General features: G+C 52.0%; 6 protein-coding genes, 1 pseudogene and 1 riboswitch. Of the genes and pseudogenes, 1 reads left to right on the plus strand and 6 read right to left on the minus strand.

The window, feature by feature from the left end; genetic code table 11:
• Positions 1-384: pseudogene (locus ACMJ0U_RS12325) on the plus strand (hypothetical protein); the annotation flags it as partial.
• 174 nt (positions 385-558) lie between these two features.
• Here ACMJ0U_RS12325 and ACMJ0U_RS12330 read toward each other — a convergent pair.
• The 6 genes from ACMJ0U_RS12330 to ACMJ0U_RS12355 form a co-directional block, all read right to left on the minus strand.
• Entirely contained in the window at positions 559-1,194 is a 636-nt protein-coding gene (locus ACMJ0U_RS12330; protein ID WP_417130176.1) for a thiamine phosphate synthase, read from the minus strand.
• A 10-nt stretch (positions 1,195-1,204) separates the two neighbouring features.
• Positions 1,205-1,405, minus strand: a complete 201-nt coding sequence (gene thiS, locus ACMJ0U_RS12335; protein ID WP_040313353.1) for a sulfur carrier protein ThiS — start codon at positions 1,403-1,405, stop codon at positions 1,205-1,207.
• Positions 1,406-1,465: 60 nt separating this feature from the next.
• A riboswitch (TPP riboswitch) is annotated at positions 1,466-1,566 on the minus strand.
• Between the two features lie 75 nt (positions 1,567-1,641).
• Positions 1,642-2,310 carry a hypothetical protein gene (locus ACMJ0U_RS12340; protein ID WP_278560576.1) on the minus strand — a complete coding sequence of 223 codons (669 nt, stop codon included), beginning with the start codon at positions 2,308-2,310 and terminating at the stop codon, positions 1,642-1,644.
• On the minus strand, positions 2,291-3,124 hold the full coding sequence (locus ACMJ0U_RS12345; protein WP_417130173.1) for a metallophosphoesterase family protein: 834 nt from the start codon (positions 3,122-3,124) through the stop codon (positions 2,291-2,293). Before ACMJ0U_RS12345 ends, ACMJ0U_RS12340 begins: the two co-directional genes overlap by 20 nt.
• Positions 3,125-3,306: 182 nt before the next feature.
• A complete protein-coding gene (locus ACMJ0U_RS12350; RefSeq protein WP_417130174.1) occupies positions 3,307-3,756 on the minus strand; it encodes a cupin domain-containing protein in 450 nt (149 codons plus the stop codon).
• Between the two features lie 163 nt (positions 3,757-3,919).
• Positions 3,920-4,882, minus strand: a complete 963-nt coding sequence (locus ACMJ0U_RS12355) for a YitT family protein (RefSeq protein ID WP_417130175.1) — start codon at positions 4,880-4,882, stop codon at positions 3,920-3,922.
• Between the last annotated feature and the right edge of the window lie 64 nt (positions 4,883-4,946).

Consider the following 4,946-nt stretch of genomic DNA (forward strand, 5'->3'; position numbering starts at 1 on the left):
TTCGGACCGGCTGCGAAGCTCCGCTCGTCGGAAGCGCAGGAACTCGCTTCGCTCAAACAGCCTGCGCTTCTTTTCGCCGTGCTCCGCTTCTCTGCTTTTCGGCCCGAAACTGAGGACGGGATTTTTTTGCTGGCTGGCCGCTCTTCGCCTTTGGCGAAATCGCTGTGGGGAGGGGAGAACCTTGTTTGCGCTTCTTTGCTCTTTGATCCGTTTTTTGCTTTGGGTCTTCCCTTTGGGGCGAAATCGTTGTATGGGTGTGAAGCTTTTGCTTGTGCTTCTTTGCTTTCTGCCCTCACTTTTTGTTTGGTTTCCTCCCTTTGGGCGAATCGCTGTAGCTTTCCTTTTTCGTTGCACGAAGAATACTCGTCCTGCGCTTTATTTTGAGATAAGAACCTGTTGGTTTCGGTTTTTTATGCTCCGTAGGGAGGACGAATGAACTTGTGGCTTGCGTTCCTTGGAGAGAATAAAAGGCTTTTCCGCTGTTCTTTTTCAGGGATGAATCCGATGCGTTATGCGGCTAATCGGAATCAAAGGCTAAAAGTCAGTCGTTTTTAACTGTTAACTTTTACTTTTTAACTCCTCGATGATTTTCTTCGTCTCTTCCACCGGATTCGCTGCCCGCAGGATGGTGCCGCTCAGGGCGATACCCGTCACACCGGTCTGCATGATGGCAGGGATGTCTTCCAGGGTGATGCCGCCGATGGCTACGATGGGCAGGTAGATGCCTTCCGCCTTCATCTGCTGTACGATGGAACGGTAGCCCTCCAGTCCGAGGATAGGGCTGAGTTTTTCCTTCGTGGTGGTGAAACGGAACGGGCCACAGCCTATGTAGTCTGCTCCAGCTTCGTAGTGCGCCCGTACGTCGTCGAACGTGTTGGCCGTGCCCCCGATGAGGAAGCCGCTGCCAAGTATCTTCCGTGCTTCAGCTATCGGCATGTCGTTCTTGCCCAGGTGCACCCCGTCGGCCTTCAGTTTGCGCACCAGTTCCACCCGGTCGTCGATGAGGAAGGTGGCTCCGTACGTGCGGCACAACTTCTGTACCTCCACAGCCACCGCTTCCGTCTCCTCGTCCGAAGCATGCTTCATACGAAGCTGTACCCAGCGGCATCCCCCTTCGAGAGCCATCCGGGCCGAGTCGAGATACGAATACGTGTCAGTGAAATGCGTGATGAACTGTAGCTTGAAATGATTCATGTCCATGGGCTTATCCTCCGCAAGCAGCTTTGATGATGACCAGACTGTCGCCCTCGTTCAGGACGGTGTTTTCCCATTCCGCACGCGGAACCATGCGGTTATGCAGCGCGATGGCTACTCCCTGCTTCGGAAGTTCCAGCTGCTGTGCCAGTGCGGCAATTGTATGACCTTGTGTAAGTTCCGTCTCTTTGTTGTTTACCAATAGTTTCATAAGCATACTGTTTTAGGGTGTAAACCAAAGAGAGCATCCCGCGGGCGGGGAAAGGAAATAGATGTCAGAATCAACAATCCCTTCGTCGGTATTAACCGCATCAGGTTCGTAGGGTATAATCTCAGCCCGGACACATCCGTGGGGCACCCCTTTGTTTACTTTCCGGCAAAGGTAACGAAAACTTTGGAACGGCGAACGGCTGCCGTTCCTTTTTTATCTTTTTTTGCAGGCCGTGTCTATTCGTCTCTGAACAGCTGTACTTTCACGCCGAACGACAGGCGCAGGATGTCGCGCATGGAGAGGCTTTTGTTGGTTACCTTGCTGATGAGGTACAGCTCGCAGGTGCTCAACTCATAGAACAGGGAGACGTGGCGCACCAGGTCATGGCGGGGACTGAACCCGAACCGCTGTCCCACGAAGATATAGGGGCGCATCTTGGTACTGAAGTTATAGTATTTGTTGGGATAGCGTCCCGGTTCCTTCTTCCAGAACTCGTCGCCCGCAATGGTGGTGATGTACAGACCGCAGTAGAAGGGTTCGGCCATCCAGTGCTCCTTGAAGCAGATGCTCCAGGGAATGTAGTTCTGCTTCACGGTAAATGTGAGACGGAATTTCTCGGCATACTTGGCCGGAAGGAAACCTACCAGGAAGTCCGTTTCCCACTGGCAGCGGCGTCCGTAATCCCAGCCCACGCCTACTGAGTTGAGTCCCATTCCTCCGGCGTACTGCCATTTCATATGAGTGGGCTTCAGGCGTTCCCACCGTTCATAACGCAGGTGCTCGCGCTTGTCCCAGCGACGTTCCTTTACGGCCGGAGCGATACTGTCGTTTTGTGCGCAAAGGGGCAGGAACGTCATTCCGGCCATTCCTCCTGCCAGCAGCAGTTTAAAAATTGACCACTTCATAGGTATAGCCGTTTGAGTTGAGGGTGAAAAACAGATAAGAGCGCTTCTTGGCGCAGGTACATTCGTAGTACTTGATACCGTCATCGAAGAACTCGTCTACACTGATATTATGCCCGTGACCGTAGACGCAGAACTGCAGGTCGGGCATTTCCCGGAGATAATACTGAAAATACTCGGCGATGTTGTTGTTGAACTGTTCGGAGAAGGGGCCTGCATGCATGGCCACCACGGTTTTTTCCACTCCTTCGGGCACGTGGTCACCTTCTTCGCGGATAAACTGGATATTGGGTACCGCCGACGAGTAGTCGAACTCCAGGGCATTGGTGTTCAGGCACAGAAAACGCACGTAACCGGCAGTAAAGGCGAAATCTTCCGTGCCGAATATCTTGCGGAACACATCGAGTCCCGTAGCCAGACAATCATGGTTGCCCAGCAGGCAGACAAAAGGCACTCTCAGTCCGCTGAGAATGTCGCGCTGTTTCTCAAACTCCAGTTTCAGACCAAAGTCGGACATGTCGCCCGTATGAAGTACGAAATCCAGGTCGTCGCGCCGGTTCAGGGCCTCCACGGCATCCTCCGTTTCGTCGTACCAGCGCTGTGTGTCACTGATTACGGCAAACCGGATTTCCTCTTTTCCGTAAGTAGCCGTTTCAATCCGTTCGATGTTCCGGCGGTTCACGTCCGTTTCCCCGTCAATGTCGAGGTCGTACGGGTGATATTCAATCATGTCGCATCCGCCCAGCAGTGCCCACAGGCAACATGCCAGTGTGAGGCCGGGACGGAAATTACGGAAATGCGTAAAAAGAATGTGCATAAGCATGTTTTTTGTTTATGCAAAGGTATGACATAAATCCCGGTAGTACGTTTTTCAGAAAGTCGGATTTTCTGTCTTAAAAGTCGGAATTTGGTTGGGCCGATTTCAGGAAGGGCTTTCTGTATATGAAAAAAGGGGAGACCCGTCCGAGCCTGCCCCGTTGTTTACTTTCTTACAGTGTGTTACCATTTCACGGGCTCCTGCAGGAGTTGTCCGTCGGCCGCATCCTGAGCTGTGAATGTCTGAGCTTTGTATTGTACGCAAATCATAATCAGCGGTTCCGTACCATTGTTGCGCACTGAACGTTTGCCTTCTGGAGCCACGCGCACTACGCTTCCTTCCCCTACAGGGAAAACCTGTCCGTCCACCTGAAATTCACCCTTTCCACTCACGAAAATATATAATTCTTCGTGTGTCTGGTGCGTATGAAGGAAACCGGTTTCCTTTCCCGGAGCGAACGACTGGAATGAGATTTCTGCGCCTGTGGTCTGCAATGCCTGTCCCATGAACACTTTCCCCTGAATTTCCATTCCCGGAGCTACCGGCAATACATAGTCATTCAACTGGCTGAAAGAACCTGTAGATAAGGCTGAAAAATGAGTGCCTTCTGCAATTTGCTGAGTCTGTTTCATAATGTAACTGTTTTAATGATTTCGACAGCAAAGGTGGACGATTCTTTTTTCTCATACAAGAAGGGAGTTGAATGTAAGTAAGTTACCTTCAGGTTACTAATGTTCATTAAGAACAGATTACAAAATGAAGATTTATGATTTTTTTACATCAAGCATTGCATGGTTACTCCGGATAAATCTCGTGTGGCGAAGGAAGCTGTTTCCACCCTTCGCCGAAGGTGTCGTACGCATCCGTCACCACCACGAATGCCCGCGGGTCGGCCTCCTTGATTTTCAGCTTCACGCCCTGCACCTCCTGGTAGCTCACCACAAGGAAAATCATCTCCTTGTCCTTGCCCGTGTACAGGCCGGAACTTTTGATGCAGGTGGCCGTACGGTCCAGGTCCTTCAGGATATATTGATGAAGAGGCTGCAACTCATGGTCGCTGATGACAAAAATCAGCTTGTCGTTCTTCGCCCCGTTAATCATGTAGGCAATGACCCGCGAGATGATGAAGATGGAAATCAGCGAGTAGAACGACAGGTGCCACGAAGGTTGCGTAGCATCGCCGGCCGTACCCAGTCCGAAGCCGATGACCACCAGCCCGAAACACACCACCGCGCCGTCTACCAGCAGGATGGCCCGCGAGAAACGGATGTGCGCATACTTCTGTAGCAGCATCCCCACGATGTCACTTCCGCCCGTGGTAGCCTGGCTGCGTATCACGATGCCCGTACCCACACCGATGATCACCGCCCCGATGATGCACGTCAGCATCAGGTGGTCCGTCATGTTCATGCTGCCTCCCAGCAGTTGTGCCGGGTCCAGACTCTCCAGTGCTTCGCGGGTAGGGTAGACCAGCCGCGACATGGTATTCATCAGCAACGGAGTAAGCAGGGCCGCCACAATGGTGCGCACTCCTAACTTCGCCCCCAACAGCAGCACCGACAGGATGAGCAGCGGAATGTCGAACATATAGCCGAACGTACCCACCTGGATAGACGGGAACAGGTTGTGGAGCACGATGCTGGCCCCGTACACTCCTCCGGGCACGATGTTATAGGGATTGATAAAGAATACGAATCCGGCCGCTAAGATGGTACATCCCACCACGATGCTGGCCCACGCATAAAGAGTCTGTTTCATACTTGTTTCTTATTTTTATGCGACAAATATACAAAAATAACAGAAGAATCTCCTTTGAAACAGA

The sequence above is a fragment of the Phocaeicola sp. genome, from assembly GCF_048170425.1.
Taxonomy (GTDB): Bacteria; Bacteroidota; Bacteroidia; order Bacteroidales; family Bacteroidaceae; genus Phocaeicola.